This is a genomic window from Edaphovirga cremea, assembly GCF_003332275.1.
In the GTDB taxonomy this organism is placed as follows: domain Bacteria; phylum Pseudomonadota; class Gammaproteobacteria; order Enterobacterales; family Enterobacteriaceae; genus Edaphovirga; species Edaphovirga cremea.
Map to the genome: position 1 here is coordinate 48,738 of NZ_QOVA01000001.1, position 18,241 is coordinate 66,978.

Consider the following 18,241-nt stretch of genomic DNA (forward strand, 5'->3'; position numbering starts at 1 on the left):
TTACAAGCTGCGCGTTCAGGCCGTTCGGCTGGCGAGCACTGAGGCATCAGGCCGGGTGACGTCGGCTGAAAATACGTAGCCCAATCCGCGAATAGTGCGGATTAACATGGGTTGATGGGGATTGGTTTCTATTTTGCGCCGCAACCGCATGATCAAAACATCGACCGTGCGATCGAAGACATCCAGCGTTTCGCTGTGGGTCAGTTCCAGCAACTGATCGCGGGTGAGCACTTTGCGCGCGTGTTTTACCATCGCCAGCAGCAGGGAATATTCGCCCTGGGTGAGGAACACCTCTTCGCGTTGGGGATTGATCAACGTACAGCGCTGATCGTCCAGCCGCCAGCCGTTGAAAATCCAGCCGGAGGTGGGCGCGAGGTTGGCCGGTTCCAGTCCAAGCGCACCGCTGCGGCGCAATACGGCTTTGGCGCGGGCGACGACAACGCGGGGATTGAACGGTTTGCCGATATAATCGTCGGCACCCATTTCCAGTCCGACCACGACATCGGACTCCGATCCCAGTCCGGTCAGCATGATCACTGGCAGATCGGATCGTTGGCGATGGAGCTGTTGCAGAACCAGCAGACCGTTGGTATCGGGCAGGATCAGATCGAGCAGAACCAGCGCGATATCAGGATGCTGCTCAAGGAGTGTCAGCGCCTCACGACCATGATGGCAGGTATAGACCGTGAAAACGTGTTCATTCAACACATCGCAAAGCAATTCACAGATGGCGGGATCGTCGTCCACCACCAGAACAGCAGGTTTCATCACGTCTGCCTCATTATGTTACAAACAGGTTAAATTGAGTCTACTTGAAGGTATTGGAAAGCGTGGTGATGAGGCTGCGGAAATGTGAGAGCCGTCGCGGGTTGCGTGAGGATTTCGATCGGGCGGTCAACGTATCCGCAGCTTGCAGTCTGACGGGTATATACTGACTGTGATGAAACGTATTTAAGGCGAGCAGCCGGAGGCATAACGTGCGAATTGGTATCGATCTCGGTGGTACAAAAATTGAAGTGATTGCGTTGGCGAATGACGGGCGCGAACATTTCCGTAAACGGGTGGATACGCCGCGTCATGACTATCCGAAAACGCTGGAGGCGATTGCGGGGCTGGTGGCTGACGCCGAACAGGCAACGGGGGAGCGCGGCAGCGTCGGAATCGGTATTCCCGGCACCATTTCGCCGTACACCGGTAAAGTCAAAAACGCCAATTCCGTCTGGCTTAATGGGCAGACGCTGGATAAGGATTTGGCGAGTCTAATCAACCGTCAGGTGCGGGTCGCCAATGATGCCAATTGTCTGGCGGTGTCGGAAGCCACCGACGGGGCTGGTGCGGGTAAAAAAACCGTCTTTGCGGTAATCATTGGCACCGGCTGCGGCGCGGGCATTGCGATTAATGGCGAAGTGCACGCTGGCGGCAACGGCATTGGCGGTGAATGGGGACATAACCCGTTACCATGGCTGGATGATGATGAAGTGCGTTTTCAACGCGACGTTCCCTGCTATTGCGGCAAAAAGGGCTGTATCGAGACATTCATCTCCGGTACCGGATTTGCGCATGATTACTTCAGACTGAGTGGTATTCAACATAAAGGGGTCGAAATCATGCAGTTGGCGGAGCAGGGCGATCCGGTGGCGGAGCTGGCTCTGAGCCGCTATGAGATCCGACTGGCAAAATCGCTTGCGCATGTGATCAATATACTCGATCCGGACGTCGTGGTGCTCGGCGGCGGTATGAGTAACGTCGAACGCCTGTACAGTACGGTTCCATTGATGCTGAAACAGTGGGTGTTTGGCGGCGAGTGTGAAACACCGGTGCGCAAAGCCATTCACGGCGATTCCAGCGGTGTGCGTGGCGCGGCCTGGCTATGGCCGCAAGTGCTGGTCTGAGTCTTGGAACCAGCGGGGATCGGCGATCAGTTGCCGCTCCCCAAGACCGGACGACGCAAAGAGAGCGTTAAACCGCAAACTCGCTGCCCAAACGGCTGATCCCCAGCCCGTTGACCTTCTTCACTTTTATCTGCACCGGAATGCGCTCTTTCATGGCCTCCACGTGGCTGATTACCCCAATGGTTTTGCCGGAGGCGTTCAGGCTGTCCAGTGCATCAAGCGCGGTGTCGAGCGTTTCCGCATCCAGCGTGCCAAAGCCTTCATCAAGGAACAGTGAGTCGATGCTGGTTTTGTGGCTGACCAAATCGGAAAGCGCGAGTGCGAGCGCCAGACTGACCAGAAAACTCTCGCCGCCGGACAGCGTGCGGGTATCGCGCACGGCGTCCGCCTGCCAGGTATCGACCACCTGTAATTCCAACGCCTCGCTGGCCTTACGTTGCAGGAGATAGCGACCGTGCAGGCGTGAAAGCTGCAAATTGGCCAGATAGACCAGATGATCGAGCGTCAGCCCCTGTGCGAATTTGCGGAATTTATCGCCTTCCTTCGAACCAATAAGATGATTGAGATAACTCCAGTCATCATAGTGCAACTGACTCTGGGTGATTTGCTCGAACAGCGCCTGCTGACCGGCGCGGCGGCTGAGGTCGGTCGTTAACTGGTTACGGCACTCTCCTTGTTGCTGCACGGCCATTTTCAGTTGCAGATTGACGTCATCCCATTGCGCCTGAATCGCCGCGATTTCCGCCTCTTCTTTGCCCGACAAGAGGGATAGATCGTCAGGGCGCTGTTGCTGATGTTGTTGCAGCGCCTCTGCGGCCTGCTGTTGCAACACCTGAACCTGATGGTGGCGCTGCATTAATTTCTCTTTCCACTGTTGCAAACTCGCACGTTGTTCATCGCTCAATAGCGCGGCACGCAGGGATTCTTCATCGGCAAACTCACTGTGCTGCAAGGCGAGGCGCAACTGATCTTCCGCCTGCTGCAAACGTTGCCCGATGTGTTGCTGCTGCAATTGCAGACTGCTCAGTTCACCGGCCAATCGGTTGGACTGCGCCTGCGCCTGTTGCAGGGCATCGGAGGCATGCTGGCAGGCCGTTTCGCACTCACTGCTTTTCTTGCGCAGTTGCTCACGAACGGCAGCAACCGTGTTGTCCCCAAACAGATGCTGACGCTCCTGACGCAGTGTCAGTAGCGTCTGTTCAAGTTGCTGATATTGACCGTTAAGAATGACCAGTGCGTCGCTGCACTCTTGCAGGCTGCGCTGCTGGTTCTTGCGACCGGTTTCCAACACCTTTAGCGACAAGTCGAGATTCTGCTGCTCTTGCTGCTGGGTTTGCCAGCGCAACGCTTCTTCACTGCGCTCGGTAAGCCATTGATCCTGTTGCTCAGCGGCGGGCAACGTCAGACCAAATTCGGCCAGACTGGCCGCGAAGCGACTGCGTAGCTGCTCAAGGTGCAACTGCTGTTCGCTGGCCTGCTTTTGCAAACTGTCGTAGGTTTGCGTTTGGCTCTCCAGCCGCTGGGTGAGCAGCGCCAATTGCTGCTGGCTGGTTTGCAGCGCCTGCTGTGCAGTATTGAGTTGCTCACGCGATTGTTGCAGTTGGCGTTCAGCCTGTTCGAAGCGCGTCAATTGTTGCTGATTGTGCTCTTCTTCGCGATCGCAGGTGGTCAGCCACTCGCTCAGGGCGTGTTGGTCTTCCAGCACGAAATTCAGTGACAACGGTTGCGTCAGTGAATGCCAGCGCTGCTGCTGTTCCGCCAGTTCTGCTTCAGCGTGGGTAATCTCCTGTTGCAGGCGTTGCTGCTGATCTTTCAGCCCTTCGCTGCGGGTGCGTAATTCGGTGCCTGCGGTATAGAGTGCGTCAACCTGCACGCGCAGTTCCGCCAGACGCCGTGCGGTTTCAGTGGGTGTAACGGCGTGATAATCGGCAATGGCCGGATGTTCGGTTGAACCGCAAAGCGGGCACGCTTCGCCGGGTGTCAGCTTTGCCCGTTCTGCTTCCAATGAAACGATCAATTCCTGGCTTTTCAGCAGCGCTTCCAGATCGGTCAGATGGGCTTTCTGCTGTTTATAGGCGAGGCGTTTCTCCGTCAACTGCTGTTCTGTCTCAGTGAGTTGCTGCTGTTGCTGGGCAAAGTGCTGGCGCTGTTTCTCCAGCCGCTGCGTCGTTTGCTGCGACAGTTGCGACAGCATCAGCAACTGCTGGCGGGCAGGGCGCAGGTGATTCAGGCGATCGCGTTGTTCGCGCAACTGCGCTGGCGGCGTCTGTTTTTCCAGCTCGATAAATAACGTCTGCTGTTCGTCAAAGTGCGCCTGCGCCTGAACCCAGTGTGGTTGCTGCTGGCTCTGTTGCTGAACGATCGTCGCGATCTGTTCCTGCAACGCCTTGATCTGTAGAGTTTGCTGCTCTGAATGCCGGGACGTTTCCGCGAGCGTTTGCGTCAGTTGCTGCTGTTGGCGAAATTGCTCGCGCCACAGTTCAAGGTTACTGCTCCAATACTGATGGTGCGGATGCGCGGCGGCATAGTCGGTCAGCCGTTGCAGGCGCTGGCGAGCCTGTGAAATCTGCCCATCAGTCTGTTGCAACTGCTCTTTTCGCTGCGTTTCCTGCTTCTGTAATTCTTGTCGCTGCGCAGCTAACTGGTTAAGGCTGGACTGCTGCTGCGCGATTTGGTTATCCAGCGGAATCACCCGCTCTTCGATCAGTTTTTCTTGCTGAACCTGTTCGTCAGTATGCTGTTTGCGTTGGGCAGTGGCGGTTTCCAGTGCCTGTGTCAATGGCGTCAGGGCGGCCTGCTGTTGTTGCTGTTGCAGGGTGAGGCGATCGAGCTGCTGGTGTAATCGTTGTAAATCCTCTTTGCTGCGATCTCGCTCGCTTTGGAGAGGACGTAATTTCTCTGCGGGTTCACTGCGTGCCAGTCGCTGTAGATCCGGCTGCGCCTGCTGTAATTCCTGCTCGATCGTCTCCCGCTGCTGGCTGTAATCCTTAAGCTGACTTTCCCGCTGCTGCCACTGCTGCAACCATGACAGTTGATTTTGGTGGTGACGCGCCCGCTGGCTGAGCGCCTGTTCCTGTTGATCAAGCTGTGCAAGCCGCTCCTGCAAGGCAAGCGTCTGTTCGTCCGTGAGCAACTCGATACCGGCGGCGCGCTGGTGAAGCCCGTCCAGATCGATTTTCGCCTGCTTGTGTTTCTCAAAGACCTCGGCGGAAAGGCGACCATAAATTTCGGTGCCGGTCAGTTCTTCCAGCAGTTCGGCGCGATCGTTGGCGTCAGCATTGAGGAACGCAGCAAATTGCCCTTGGGAAAGCATCATCGACTTGGTGAAGCGGCCAAAATCCAGACCGGTGATCTGGGCGATCATATCCAGCTTGTCGCGCACTTTATCGGCAAGGATCTTGCCATCCGCGCAGAGCGCCAGTTCGACTTTTGGCGCCTGTAAATTGCCTTCGGCGGAATTTTTGGCCCGTCGCTGGCTCCAGAAAGCCCGGTAGGCGATGCCTTTCACTTCAAATTCCACCTCCGCCAGGGATTCGGCGGTGTGGCGGGTCATCAGTTCATTTTGGCTGGGCGTGACGTTAAGTCGTGGCGTCTGGTGGTACAGCGCCAGACAGATGGCATCCAGCAGGGTGGTTTTCCCTGCGCCTGTCGGGCCAGTGATGGCAAACAATCCGTTACTGGCGAAGGGTTCGGCTGTAAAGTCTATTTTCCATTCACCTTGCAGTGAATTGAGGTTCTTCAGGCGTAAACTCAGAATTCTCATGCCTGTTCGTCTCCCTGTGCATGCTGCACCTGCTCAACCACCTGGCTGAACATATGGGTGATTCGCTGCTGTCGCTGCGGATCGATCGCCTCTTCCTGTGCCAGTCGGCGTTCAAAGACGTCACTGATGCTCAATTCATTCAACGTCTCTTTTTCCTGGAGTGCGAGGCTGCGGTTGCGGTGCTCTTTGCTGCGGCGCAGCAGAATGACTTCCACGGGCAGCGTCTCGACCAGCGCCTGAATGCGGCGTTGGATATCGCTGAGATAATCCTGCGTTGCAACCTCAATATCCAGCCAGACCGGCAGCGCCGGATCTGCATCGGAGAATTGCTTCAACTGCTGTGCAATCTGCTCAAGATCGCCCTTGATCAACTGCATCGGTTGAAGCTGCGGGATCTCCAGCGTGTCGATACTGCGCAACTCCTGCCGCTCAAAATCAAGCAGGAAAACGCTTTTGGCGGTACCCAACTCATCGAAACTCAGTGGAATGGGGGAACCGCTGTAACGGATATGTTCGGTTTTTGCCACGCACTGCGCGCGATGGATATGACCCAGCGCAATATAGTCCGCCGGGGGAAACGCCTGTGCGGGAAAGGCATCCAGCGTGCCGATATAGATGTCGCGCACGGAATCCGACGTGCTGACGCCGACGGTGGTCAAATGCCCGGTGGCGATAATCGGTATCGCAAGACCCAACGTCTCCCTCAGTTGCAGCGCAGAGTGGTAAAGCTGTTGATAATGCCCGGAAATAGCTTCCTGTAGAGCAAGCTGTTTTTCATTGCCCGACTGCCCGGCGCGGCTGGCGATCAGATCGCGGGGACGCAGGAAAGGGATGGCACAAAGAATGGCACCGGGTTCTCCTTGACGGGTATTCAGCGTCAATACCTGTTGTTGCAGATCGCCGCTGGCATTGGCGATCACGGTGGTATTCAGACATGAAAGTAATTCGCGTGATTCATTAAGCGTTGCCACGGAATCATGGTTGCCACCCAGAACGACTAATTGGCAGCCGGTGCGCTGTAATTCCACCACAAAACGGTTATAGAGTTCGCGCGCATAGCTCGGGGGCGAACCGGTATCAAAAATATCTCCGGCGACGATCACCGCGTCGACAGCGTGCTTTTCGACCTGTTCAATCAACCAGTGTAAGAACGCCTGATGCTCTGCCGCACGGCTTTTGGTAAAAAAGTACTGACCGAGGTGCCAGTCAGAAGTGTGGATCAGACGCATAAGGCTCCCGTTTTGGCGGAGAAAGTTGTTGCTGATTATAAGCGTCGGGAGGGAGAGATGTCGTTGGTTAATCTGTTGTTAGTGGTAATGATGAATAGGAACTAGAATCAGCATCAGTCATAAGCATGTTTTTTCATAAATCTGTCACAAAACTGACGCATAATGGCGACCGCAACCAAGCTTTGGTTGCTAACACATTGGCAGGATTGACGATGGCAAGACGCATATTGGTCGTGGAAGATGAGGCGCCGATCCGTGAGATGGTGTGCTTCGTGTTGGAGCAGAATGGCTACCAACCCCTGGAAGCTGAAGATTTTGACAGTGCGATCAGCCGCCTGACCGAGCCTTTCCCGGATTTAGTCCTGCTGGACTGGATGTTACCCGGTGGATCTGGCATTCAGTTCATCAAGCATATGAAACGTGAAGCGCTGACGCGTGATATCCCGGTAATGATGTTGACTGCCCGCGGTGAAGAAGAAGATCGGGTACGTGGGCTGGAAGTGGGTGCTGACGACTACATCACCAAACCTTTCTCGCCGAAAGAGCTGGTTGCGCGCATCAAAGCGGTCATGCGCCGTATCTCGCCGATGGCGGTCGAAGAAATGATTGAAATGCAGGGGCTAAGCCTCGATCCGTCATCGCATCGGGTGATGGCGAACGAGCAGCCGCTGGATATGGGACCCACCGAGTTCAAATTGCTGCACTTCTTTATGACGCACCCGGAACGTGTTTACAGCCGCGAACAGTTGCTGAATCACGTCTGGGGCACTAACGTTTATGTAGAAGATCGTACGGTTGATGTGCATATCCGCCGCTTGCGCAAGGCACTTGAAGAGAGCGGCCATGATAGAATGGTACAAACTGTCCGGGGAACCGGATACCGCTTCTCAACGCGCTACTGAATGACAGCGCCGGGGAACACGTCGTGTTAGAACGCTTATTATGGAAAAGGCTGGCGCTGGAACTCGGTCTTTTCTGCTTGCCCGCCCTGATTCTCGGGCTACTGTTTGGCTATCTTCCCTGGCTGCTGCTGGTTTCATTGCTGGCTGCGCTGGGGTGGAATTTCTATAACCAACTCAAACTCTCCCACTGGCTGTGGCTCGACCGCAGCATGACCCCGCCCGCAGGCCGTTGGAGCTGGGAACCGCTATTTTATGGCCTCTACCAAATGCAACTGCGTAACCGGCGGCGGCGGCGTGAGCTGGCGCTGTTGATCAAACGGTTTCGCAGTGGCGCCGAATCCCTGCCAGATGCGGTGGTTATGACCACGGAAGAGGGCAATATTTTCTGGTGCAACGGACTGGCCCAGCAACTGTTGGGATTCAGATGGCCAGAGGATAATGGTCAAAACATTCTTAACCTGCTGCGTTACCCCGAGTTTACCCGCTATTTGCAAGGCCAGGATTTTGGTCGCCCTTTGACGCTGGTGCTGAATAACGGTCGCCACGTCGAGTTCCGCGTGATGCCCTATTCGGAAGGACAATTGCTGATGGTGGCGCGTGATGTCACCCAGATGCGTCAGCTTGAGGGCGCGCGGCGTACCTTCTTCGCCAACGTCAGCCACGAGTTGCGCACGCCGCTTACGGTCTTGCAAGGCTATCTGGAGATGATGAACGATCAGGAACTGAAAGAGCCCCTGCGCGGCAAGGCGCTCGACACCATGCAGGAACAGACGCGAAGAATGGATGGATTGGTCAAACAGCTTTTGACCTTGTCGAAAATTGAGGCGGCGCCGAATCTCGATATGCAGGAGCGGGTTGATATCCCGATGATGCTGCGGGTATTGCAACGTGAAGTCCAGACGCTGAGCAATGGTAATCACGACGTGATATTCCGCGTTAATGACGAGCTGAAAGTGTTTGGCAACGAGGATCAATTGCGCAGTGCGGTGTCGAATCTGGTGTATAACGCAGTGAACCATACGCCTGCGGGGACGCGGATCGAAGTCTGCTGGCAAAAAACGGCGCAGGGCGCGCAATTTCAGGTCAGTGATAACGGGCCGGGGATTGCACCAGAACACCTTCCCCGTCTGACGGAAAGATTCTATCGGGTCGATAAAGCCCGCTCGCGACAAACTGGCGGCAGCGGGTTGGGGCTGGCAATCGCCAAGCATGCCCTGAACCACCACGAAGCGCAACTTGAGGTGATCAGTGAACTGGGCTCGGGAACCCGCTTTGTGTTCACCCTGCCGAATCGATTGATTGTTTCCGATACTTCGACTAAAAATGTGACCCATTCCTGACACTTATGAGATTCCTGATGACCCACTGGCCTGATACGAGAAGATGGCGCAACGCACTCTGTTTGTGGTGCGCGCTTCTTGTCGCTGGCCCGGCGATGGCGCAGGAAAAAAACATGCTTTCGGGCAATCTTTCCAGCGTAGGATCTGACACGCTGGCGAATCTGATGACGCTTTGGGGCAATGATTTCGCCCATTCCCATCCCGGTGTGAATTTACAGATTCAAGCCGCCGGTTCGTCAACGGCACCCACGGCACTGGCCGCCGGGGCTGCACAGTTAGGCCCGATGAGTCGTCCCATGAAAGCCGGTGAAGTGACCGCTTTCGAGCAAAATTATGGCTATGCCCCGTTGGCCGTTCCGGTGGCGGTAGACGCGCTGGTGGTGCTGGTGCACCAGGACAATCCGCTGCGTGGCCTGACGCTGAATCAACTGGACGCCATTTTCTCAAGTACGCTCAATTGTGGTGAAGCGAAACCCGTCACCCGCTGGGGCGAACTGGGGTTGGGCGGCAGTTGGCAGAATCGATCGTTTCAACGCTATGGGCGTAACTCCGCCTCAGGCACTTATGGCTACTTCAAGTTGAAAGCCCTGTGCGGTGGCGATTTTATACCACAGGTCAACGAGTTACCCGGCTCCTCTTCTGTGTCACAGGCGGTAGGCGGGGCGCTGAATGGCATTGGTTACGCCAGTATTGGTTTTCATACCAGCGGGGCGCGACAGATTCCCTTGGCTGAGCAGGGAACGGATTACGTCACGCCGAGCGCAGAAAACGTACGTAATGGTCGCTATCCACTCTCCCGTTTCCTCTATATCTACATTAATAAGGCACCCAATCAACCCTTGGAACCGTTGACGGCGGCGTTTCTCGATCACGTGCTTTCAGCGACTGGTCAGGACGTTGTCTCGCGGGATGGGTACTTGCCGCTTCCTCCGGAGATGCTCGCCAGCACGCGGGAAAAACTGGGTTTGGCCGCCGAAAAACCATAAGCATTTCGTGCGTGAATGAGTGATAAATCATCTTTTTCGCGCATGAATATGCGTTGTTGAGCATATTTTGTGTGTTGATTGACTAAAAATGATACAAATCATGTAGTGTATATTAAATAATAACTGGCACGATTGACTGGTATGGGGAAAAACTCTGGTTGATCGTCCTGCTTTCTGGATCCCGCCTTGCCTTTGCGCACTACTAACGTTTACCTTAGCCCCCCGTTGTCGTTCCATAACATCTAAAACATTGCACATCATCAAGGGCGGTTACATTTTCCAGAAAGGAATTCTGTTTAATTTGCTGTAGGCATAAGGGCCATTTTTTGGCGTTTGCTGGCAATTAAAGAAAGTGCTGACAATTCAAGAAATTCGACAACGTGGGACTTTTTTTTCATTTGAACAGGTAACACGGCACCAATCATGAGTCATCGTTTAACAAGTAAAGATATTCTGGCATTGGGTTTCATGACCTTTGCCCTTTTCGTCGGCGCAGGCAATATCATCTTTCCTCCAATGGTGGGTTTGCAGTCGGGCCAACACGTCTGGTGGGCTGCGGCAGGCTTCCTGATCACCGCCGTAGGTCTTCCGGTGGTCACGGTTATCGCGCTGGCCCGCGTCGGTGGCGGCATCGATGCCCTGAGCACGCCAATTGGCCGCAACGCGGGTCTGCTGCTGGCGACCGTCTGCTATCTCGCCGTGGGGCCTCTTTTTGCCACACCGCGTACCGCAACAGTCTCTTTTGAAGTGGGTATTGCCCCGCTGACCGGTGACGGCGCACTGCCGCTGTTCATCTACAGCCTGGTGTACTTTGCGGTAGTGATTGCCATTTCGCTCTATCCTGGCCGTCTGCTTGATACCGTCGGGCATGTTCTGGCCCCACTGAAAATGGTGGCGCTGGCTATTCTCGGTATTGCCGCCGTGCTGTGGCCAGCCGGTCAAATTATTCCCGCCAACGAAGTTTATGAGCACGTGCCATTCTCCTCGGGTTTCGTCAATGGTTACCTGACGATGGACACACTGGGGGCGCTGGTCTTTGGGATCGTTATCGTCAATGCTGCCCGTTCGCGTGGCGTTACTGACGCCAAACTCCTGACGCGTTATACGGTGTGGGCCGGTTTGATTGCCGGAGTGGGCCTGATGTTGGTCTACCTCAGTCTGTTCAAACTGGGTTCCGGCAGCGGTGTGTTGGTGCCTGATGCCCAGAACGGCGCGGTGATCCTGCATGCCTATGTGCAGCATACGTTCGGCGGTGTGGGAAGTGGTTTCCTGGCAGTACTGATATTTATCGCCTGTATGGTGACGGCTATCGGCCTGACCTGCGCTTGTGCAGAGTTTTTCGCCCAGTATTTGCCATTGTCCTATCGCTCGCTGGTATTCATTCTTGGCCTGTTTTCCATGGTGGTTTCAAATCTGGGGCTTAGCCATTTGATCCAGATCTCCATTCCTGTGCTGACAGCCATCTATCCTCCCTGTATTGTGCTGGTGGTATTGAGCTTTACGCTGCGCTGGTGGAACAATAATTCGCGGATCATTGCGCCAGCGATGCTGATTAGCCTGATCTTTGGTATCCTTGATGCGTTGAAAGCCTCGACTTTCCAGCCATTGTTGCCTGCCTGGACCGACCATCTGCCGTTATCGACGCAAGGTCTGGCCTGGTTACCGCCAACGTTGCTGATTATGGTCGTGGCGGGAATTTACGATCGCATCATCGGCGAAAGCAAAGTTACCGTTCATCAATAGCAATCCGCCAAACGTAACCGGAGCGACTCTATCCGGAATATTTTGCCACGGGATCCTGCCCGTGGCTTTTTGCGTCAATAAAACAGGTTTATACACATGCAACAACCCGTCAATAAGCTCAAACGTGGCTTAAGCACCCGGCACATCCGTTTTATGGCATTGGGTTCGGCGATTGGTACCGGACTGTTTTATGGTTCTGCTGAAGCAATCAGAATGGCTGGCCCCAGCGTGTTGCTGGCCTATCTGGTGGGCGGTATCGTCGCCTTTATCATCATGCGCGCGCTGGGTGAGATGTCCGTCAACAACCCGCAAGCCAGTTCCTTTTCACGCTATGCGCAGGACTATCTGGGGCCGATGGCCGGTTATATCACCGGTTGGACCTACTGCTTTGAAATCCTGATCGTTGCCATCGCTGATGTGACGGCATTCGGTATCTATATGGGCGTCTGGTTCCCGGATGTACCGCACTGGATCTGGGTGTTGAGCGTGGTGTTGATTATCGGTGCCATTAATCTGCTGAGCGTCAAGGTATTCGGTGAGCTTGAGTTCTGGTTCTCCTTCTTCAAGGTACTGACCATCATCATCATGATCGTGGCGGGTATCGGGATTATCTTCTGGGGCATTGGTAACGGCGGGCAAGCGACCGGCATCCATAATTTGTGGACGCACGGCGGTTTCTTCAGCAACGGCATTATGGGCACCATTCTGTCACTGCAATTGGTAATGTTCGCCTACGGCGGTATTGAGATTATCGGTATCACCGCGGGTGAAGCCAAAGATCCGAAGGTCTCGATTCCGAAGGCGATCAACTCAGTGCCATTGCGCATTCTGGTGTTCTATGTCGGCACGCTGTTTGTGATTATGTCGATTTACCCATGGAATCAGGTAGGTACGCAGGGTAGCCCCTTTGTATTGACCTTCCAGCATATGGGGATCACCATTGCCGCGGGGATCCTGAATTTCGTGGTGATTACGGCGTCGCTTTCCGCTATCAACAGCGATGTGTTTGGCGTGGGCCGCATGCTGCACGGCATGGCAGAGCAAGGGCATGCGCCCAAGATTTTCAGCAAAGTGTCACGCAATGGCATTCCGTGGGTGACGGTGGTGGTGATGATGCTGGCAATGCTGGTTGCTGTTTATCTGAACTACATTATGCCGGAAAGCGTGTTCCTGGTGATTGCTTCGCTGGCGACCTTCGCGACGGTGTGGGTATGGATCATGATTCTGTTTTCACAGATCGGTTTCCGTCGCCAGCTCTCGTCGCAGCAGATAAAAGCACTGGAATTCCCACTGCGGGGCGGCATTTTTACCTCGGTAATCGCGATTATCTTCCTGGTATTCATCATTGGCCTGATTGGTTACTTCCCTGATACCCGCGTTTCGCTCTACGCCGGATTGATTTGGGTTGTATTGCTGCTGGCCGGTTACTGGTGGAAGACGCGCGTACAACGCACAATTGCCAACGCTACCAGCGAGTAAACGCTCTCCGCCCCCGTCCTCCTCCCTGAGTAACCTCAGAAAAGATGAGGGCGTGGGCGTCCTCTCGTGGCATGGTAGCGGCAAATGATTTTCTGAATCAGGAGTCCCTATGCTTAATGCCTGGCATCTGCCTGTGCCGCCATTCTTGCGGCGAAGAGGCGATCGACTTTACATCACCCTATTGCTGAGCGCTGAGAGTGCTCCTTCACAGGTTTTCTTGCGCGGTGAACCGGATAATGAAGAGTGGCTGCTGCCCATGCCTTCAAGCAAGCAGGGTGAATATATCCGTTATCACACCACGCTGGCCCTGCATGAAGGTGAGGATATTCGCCGCTATTGTTTCAAACTCCTGTGGCCTGAACGCCAGCAGTGGTTTGGGCCGCGGGGATTCAGCGCGATACCTCCGGGACAGTTGGAACAGTTCGCCGTCAGCGTACCGGATAGCGGCCCTGACTGGGTGGCGGATCAGATCTTTTACCAGATTTTCCCCGATCGTTTCTTTAGCAGCGGTGGTGACTATTTACTGCAAAACGACAGCTATTTCCATCACGCTGCCGGGCGCTGGTCAACGCGTAGCGACTGGAAAAAAACCTTGAGCGAAGAGGGTGCCGCGTCTGATTTCTATGGTGGCGATCTCGATGGGATCAGCAGCAAACTGCCGTATCTGCGCAAACTCGGCGTAACAGCCCTCTATCTGAATCCCATTTTCACCGCTCCGAGCGTACATAAATACGATACGCATGATTACTACCACGTAGATCCCTTTTTCGGTGGCAATGAGGCCTTGCTCCGCCTGCGGGAAAAGACCCGTAAAATGGGAATCAAGCTGGTACTTGACGGGGTATTCAACCACGCCGGGGATTCGCACCCGTGGTTTGACCGCCATAAATTGAGTGAAAAAGGTGCCTGCCACCACCCAGATTCACCTTATCGCGGCTGGTTCAGTTTCTGGCCAGACGGCACCACGCGCGACTGGAAAGGCTACAGCAGCTTGCCAAAGCTGAACTATGCCGATCCCGAGGTCGTGCAGCGGATTTATCAGGGTGATGACAGCGTTGTCCGTCATTGGCTTCGCCCGCCTTACAGTATTGATGGCTGGCGACTCGACGTGGTGCATATGCTGGGCGAGCACGGCGGAGCCAAAGGTAATCTGCATCATCTGGCTGGGATTTATCAGGCAGCCAAAGATGAAAATCCACAAGCCTATATTCTGGGTGAACATTTCGGTGATGCCCGGCGCTGGCTTCATGCCGGTGTAGAAGATGCCGCAATGAACTACATGGGGTTTGCCTTGCCGCTGCGGGCGTTTCTTACGGGAATCGATATTGCCATGCAACCGGTGGCGATAACGGCCAATGAATGTGCCGAGTGGATGGAAAACTATCGCGCCGGATTGTCCCACCAAACGCAGTTACGTCAATTCAATCAATTAGATAGCCACGATACTGCACGCTTCCTGACGCTCCTCAATGGCAATATCGAGCGCATGCGCATGGCGGTGGTGTGGATGTATACGTGGATCGGGGTTCCATGCATCTACTACGGTGATGAAGTTGGGTTGGACGGTGGTAACGATCCGTTCTGTCGTAAACCTTTCCCCTGGGAAGAGTCAGAGTGGAATCACGATTTGCTGGCACTTTATCGCCAGATGAGCGCACTGAGGCAACAGAACAAGGCGTTGCGTCATGGCGGATGCCTGATTTTGCACTCGACAGACGACACGTTGGTGTTTGTGCGTGCTTACCAGCAGGAACGAATCCTGATTGCGATACAGCGCAGTGCGTCGGCAACGGCAACGCTTCCGCTATCCCCATTAGTGATTGATGGCAGATGGCAGTGTCTGGAAGGTGAGGGAGTACTTACCTCGCAAACCACACATCTGCATATGGCGTTGCCTGCCGAAAGCGTTACGGTTTGGCGACTCATCCCTGCGTAAGGGCATGATCTTCAGGCTATGATTGAAACAGGCCGTAATCCCCAGCAGTGCGGATTACGGCCTGTGCTCAATACCCGATTGCCGATCCCGCCGGACGCCGGACGTCGTTGGCACCGTAGAAATACCCTTCACGCACGATCCCTGATACCGCAGAATCATTGCCTGAGTTCGCCGGTGTGACACCCACCGCGCCGGGCAGGCCAACCATAATCAGTTCTGCGGCTCCCCATGGCGTCTGCTCTACCATTTTATAGCCCCAGTTGCTCAGGATGTTGAGGCTATCAGCGGATACGCCGCGCTGCTCGTAATAAACCTCATCCGGCAGCCACTGGTGGTGAATACGCGGGGCATCCACGGCTTCCTGCGGTGCCATGCCGTAATCGATAATGTTCAATGCGGTTTGCAGCGTGATAGTAATGATGCGCGATCCGCCCGGCGATCCCAACACCATGAAAATTTTGCCGTCTTTAGTGACCAGGGACGGGCTCATGGAGGATAGTGGGCGCTTACCGGGGGCGATGGCATTGCTGGAACCTTGAACCAGCCCATAGAGATTCTGCTCGCCCACTTTGATGGTAAAATCGTCCATCTCATCGTTGAGGAAAAACCCAGTGCCGGGGGCGATAACGACGGCGCCGAAGCGACCATTCACCGTATAAGTGGTAGAGACGGCATTACCCAGACTGTCCACAATGGAGTAATGCGTGGTTTCAGGCTTTTCGTGCGGCTCCATACCGGGCTGAACCTGAGTAGATAGCGTGGCTTTTTGCGGCTCGATTTTTTTGCGGATTTCATCGGCATAACTTTTGCTGATTAAGCGGTCGATAGGGTTATTAACGAAAGCGGGATCGCCAAGATAGGTGTTGCGATCCATATAGGCATGGCGCATGGCCTCGGTCAGGGTGTGAATCGACGCTGCCGAGTTGAACCCCATACTCTTCAAGTCGTAACCTTCAACGATATTGAGAATTTCACACATCGTCACCCCACCAGAACTGGGCGGCGGGGCCGAGACAAACTTATAGCCACGGTAGCTGCAACTGATGGGTGTGGCTTCGCTGATCCGGTAGTTGGCGAAATCAGCGGAGGTCAGAATTCCGCCGCCTTTTTTGGCCGCAATTTCCACGGCCTGTGGGATTTTACCTTGGTAGAAGGCGTCTGGCCCCGTGCTGGAGATCGCTTGCAGCGTAGCCGCCAGATCGGTTTGCACCAGTTTGTCTCCGGGTTGTAAGGCACTGCCGTCGGGGCGCAGGAAGATACGTGATGACTCGGGATCCTGCTTGAAGCGTTTTACGGTGGTATCAAGAATATCGGTGTCAGCGCGGGTCAGTATAAAACCTTCACGCGCCAGCCGAATGGCCGGTGCCATCACTTGCTCACGGGTGAGTTTGCCATACTTATGCTGCGCGGTGTCCATACCAAGCACGGTTCCTGGGACTCCTGCCGCCAGATAACCGTACAGGCTGGCGTCTTTCTTCACTTTACCCTGGGCATCAAGGTACATGTCTGCGCTGGCTGCGGCCGGTGCGGTTTCGCGGAAGTTGATGAAGGTGTCACGGCCATCGGCCAGGTGAATCGTCATAAATCCACCTCCACCGATATTGCCGCAGCAAGGGTTGACCACCGCCTGCGCGTAACCTACCGCAACCGCCGCATCAACTGCATTGCCACCCATCTTGAGTATGTCGACCCCCACTTGGGAAGCCAAATGTTGCGACGTCACCACCATCCCATTTTTGGCTTCCACGGCGGGATTCGATGCGGCTTGCAGTGAACCACTGACCAGCAGCGCCAACACGCACAACGGTTTTTTCCACTTGGTTAACACTCTGTTCTCTATCAGCAAAATAGTCGCTCCTGTCGGTGGTTGTTTTCCCATCCAGCGTAATGAAACTAATGCCCAGCGTAATGTAACAAGCGCAGCGACAGAGGATGAGTCGGCAGGAAAAGCGTAGCAGATGAATAAATGTTCAGCTTAACAATGGTTTGTTTTTACGGCATAGGCCGCAAACTGCGAGGAGGAAAAGCAGGGAATGGAGAATGGAGCAGGATAAAAAAAACCGGCCAGCAAGGCTGACCGGGATTTACGTATATGCCATGAGCATAAATGCCGTGCTAACAATAATTCGCCGGGGCGAAATTACAGTTTAGAGGCGTTTTCAGTCAGGTATTTAGCTACGCCGTCTGGGGATGCGCCCATACCGCTTTTGCCTTTTTCCCACTGAGCCGGGCACACTTCGCCGTGCTCTTCGTGGAATTGCAGCGCGTCAACCATACGCAGCATTTCGTCGATGTTGCGGCCCAGTGGCAGGTCGTTAACAACCTGGTGGCGAACCACACCTTCTTTGTCCACAAGGAAAGAGCCGCGCAGTGCAACGCCAGCGTCTGGATGTTCGATACCGTAAGCTTTCTGGATTTCACGCTTAACGTCAGCAACCATCGCGTATTTGACTTCGCCGATGCCGCCATTTTCTACCGGGGTTTTACGCCATGCGTTGTGAACGAATTCTGAGTCGAAGGAAACACCAACTACTTCTACGCCGCGTTTCAGGAATTCTTCATAACGGTGATCAAATGCAATCAGTTCTGAAGGGCAAACGAAAGTGAAGTCCATCGGCCAGAAGAAAATTACAGCAGGTTTGCCGCTGATGTGTTTCTTCAGGTTGAAGTTTTCAACGATTTCGCCGCTACCGAGAACTGCTGAAGCGGTAAAGTCAGGGGCTTGACGAGTTACCAAAACCATAATTAACTCCTGTTAAAATAGGTAAGGGAGAGTTGATGTATAAGACGAGGGCAAGTATAGGGTTTAATGTCAGGTGAATAAAGGGTATCCGGCCAATCGATAAGATAGGTTTCCTCAATCGGATTAAGTAATAAGAATTAATCTTCTTTAAAAATACCCATTCCAGATCAAAGGGCTTCGTGCTGGTCACCCAGAATTCGCCACCCAGGTCTCAGATGTTCGCAGACA

At 54.4% G+C, this 18,241-nt stretch carries 12 protein-coding genes; 7 read left to right on the top strand and 5 right to left on the bottom strand.

Annotated features, from left to right (window positions below; all coding sequences use genetic code 11):
• Positions 1 to 15: 15 nt before the first annotated feature.
• Entirely contained in the window at positions 16 to 768 is a 753-nt protein-coding gene (locus DRI82_RS00235) for a response regulator (RefSeq protein WP_114191514.1), read from the bottom strand.
• 209 nt (positions 769 to 977) lie between these two features.
• Here DRI82_RS00235 and mak point away from each other — a divergent pair, with 209 nt between their 5' ends.
• Positions 978 to 1,892 carry a fructokinase gene (gene mak, locus DRI82_RS00240; RefSeq protein ID WP_114191515.1) on the top strand — a complete coding sequence of 305 codons (915 nt, stop codon included), beginning with the start codon at positions 978 to 980 and terminating at the stop codon, positions 1,890 to 1,892.
• A 67-nt stretch (positions 1,893 to 1,959) separates the two neighbouring features.
• Here the strand turns inward: mak and DRI82_RS00245 are convergent, their stop codons facing one another.
• A complete protein-coding gene (locus DRI82_RS00245) occupies positions 1,960 to 5,655 on the bottom strand; it encodes an AAA family ATPase (RefSeq protein WP_114191516.1) in 3,696 nt (1,231 codons plus the stop codon).
• Complete coding sequence (gene sbcD / locus DRI82_RS00250; protein WP_114191517.1) at positions 5,652 to 6,884, bottom strand: exonuclease subunit SbcD; 1,233 nt, start codon at positions 6,882 to 6,884, stop codon at positions 5,652 to 5,654. The genes DRI82_RS00245 and sbcD overlap by 4 nt, the downstream gene beginning before the upstream one ends.
• A gap of 212 nt (positions 6,885 to 7,096) precedes the next feature.
• Between sbcD and phoB the strand changes: the two genes are divergently transcribed.
• The 6 genes from phoB (at position 7,097) to malZ (ending at position 15,270) form a co-directional block, all read left to right on the top strand.
• The gene (phoB, locus tag DRI82_RS00255) at positions 7,097 to 7,786 is read left to right on the top strand and encodes a phosphate response regulator transcription factor PhoB (RefSeq protein WP_114191986.1); all 690 of its coding nucleotides are present in this window, start codon (positions 7,097 to 7,099) and stop codon (positions 7,784 to 7,786) included.
• Between the two features lie 23 nt (positions 7,787 to 7,809).
• On the top strand, positions 7,810 to 9,126 hold the full coding sequence (gene phoR, locus DRI82_RS00260) for a phosphate regulon sensor histidine kinase PhoR (protein ID WP_114191518.1): 1,317 nt from the start codon (positions 7,810 to 7,812) through the stop codon (positions 9,124 to 9,126).
• Positions 9,127 to 9,143: 17 nt separating this feature from the next.
• Positions 9,144 to 10,112, top strand: a complete 969-nt coding sequence (locus tag DRI82_RS00265) for a PstS family phosphate ABC transporter substrate-binding protein (protein ID WP_114191519.1) — start codon at positions 9,144 to 9,146, stop codon at positions 10,110 to 10,112.
• A 423-nt stretch (positions 10,113 to 10,535) separates the two neighbouring features.
• Positions 10,536 to 11,855, top strand: a complete 1,320-nt coding sequence (gene brnQ, locus DRI82_RS00270) for a branched-chain amino acid transport system II carrier protein (protein WP_114191520.1) — start codon at positions 10,536 to 10,538, stop codon at positions 11,853 to 11,855.
• A 96-nt stretch (positions 11,856 to 11,951) separates the two neighbouring features.
• Positions 11,952 to 13,334, top strand: coding sequence for a proline-specific permease ProY (gene proY / locus DRI82_RS00275; RefSeq protein WP_114191521.1), 1,383 nt, complete (start codon positions 11,952 to 11,954; stop codon positions 13,332 to 13,334).
• A 109-nt stretch (positions 13,335 to 13,443) separates the two neighbouring features.
• Positions 13,444 to 15,270 (top strand): maltodextrin glucosidase, encoded by a 1,827-nt coding sequence (gene malZ, locus DRI82_RS00280; protein WP_114191522.1) that lies wholly within the window; start codon positions 13,444 to 13,446, stop codon positions 15,268 to 15,270.
• A 67-nt stretch (positions 15,271 to 15,337) separates the two neighbouring features.
• On the opposite strand, the gene ggt is transcribed toward malZ, so the two are convergent.
• Positions 15,338 to 17,098: a gamma-glutamyltransferase gene (ggt, locus tag DRI82_RS00285; protein WP_245956743.1), complete on the bottom strand. Its 1,761-nt coding sequence runs from the start codon at positions 17,096 to 17,098 to the stop codon at positions 15,338 to 15,340.
• 312 nt (positions 17,099 to 17,410) lie between these two features.
• Positions 17,411 to 18,013: a peroxiredoxin C gene (locus DRI82_RS00290; protein ID WP_114191524.1), complete on the bottom strand. Its 603-nt coding sequence runs from the start codon at positions 18,011 to 18,013 to the stop codon at positions 17,411 to 17,413.
• Positions 18,014 to 18,241: the final 228 nt, after the last annotated feature.